Raw genomic sequence first — 664 nt, 5'->3', positions numbered from 1 at the left:
TTGCATCGTTCTCAACCGCATGCTGGCATGGGCACGCCCGGAGTCTATCCGGCGTCAAGTCACGCAGGCATAACCAACTACATTAAAGATCGAAATGCGTTCGATTTCATATCCGCGCACCAACGCCCGACTGTGGTAATCTTCTCCATGGAGCGGTCCTTCTTCTTTGTGGCGTTTCAACACGACCACGTTAGGCACTTGATGCCGTTTGAGAAGGGCCGTTCCACCTCATCAGCTTCGGGCCGATTAGGCCGTGAAGGCGAACGGAGCGGGCAGCACCCGTGCTTGTCAACAGCAGACGTGATGACGGCACCCGCCGGTTGTTTGCAGCCGGCGATGCGGGAGGTTCAAATTTGAAATGGGTCGGGGCACTTACGTTTTCCGCAAGTGCCCGAAAGTGCCCGAAAGTGTTTAGAGCCTGACCCGAAACTCCAGATTGGGCGTGGAAGCGGTTGAGTGGCCCCGTCCGTTGTGATTCGCTTGAGTTGTCTAGACTTGAGCGGGATCACAACATGGGTTGGACGGAGGCCACCCGCCGCAATATTGCCGCGCGGGGCAGCGGGATGCAAATGCGTTGACGGACAGGGAATGGGCATTGATCGAGCCGTTCATGCCTGGAGCGAAGACGACAGGACGACCACGGACGACCGAGCTGCGGACAGTC

1 protein-coding gene and 1 pseudogene are annotated in these 664 nt (G+C 57.8%); both read left to right on the top strand.

The genetic code is table 11. The annotated features are described in order from the left end of the window. Positions 1 to 357: hypothetical protein (locus ACFX5Q_RS34835; RefSeq protein ID WP_404285072.1), on the top strand; the 357-nt coding region annotated here is incomplete at its 5' end. A 155-nt stretch (positions 358 to 512) separates the two neighbouring features. Continuing rightward, positions 513 to 664, top strand: a pseudogene (locus tag ACFX5Q_RS34830) (IS5/IS1182 family transposase); the annotation flags it as partial.

The organism is Mesorhizobium sp. IMUNJ 23033, from assembly GCF_044778005.1.
GTDB lineage: Bacteria > Pseudomonadota > Alphaproteobacteria > Rhizobiales > Rhizobiaceae > Mesorhizobium > Mesorhizobium amorphae_A.
The sequence above is the reverse complement of the archived record's forward strand: the minus strand, read 5'-3'. Positions and strand labels throughout refer to the sequence as shown.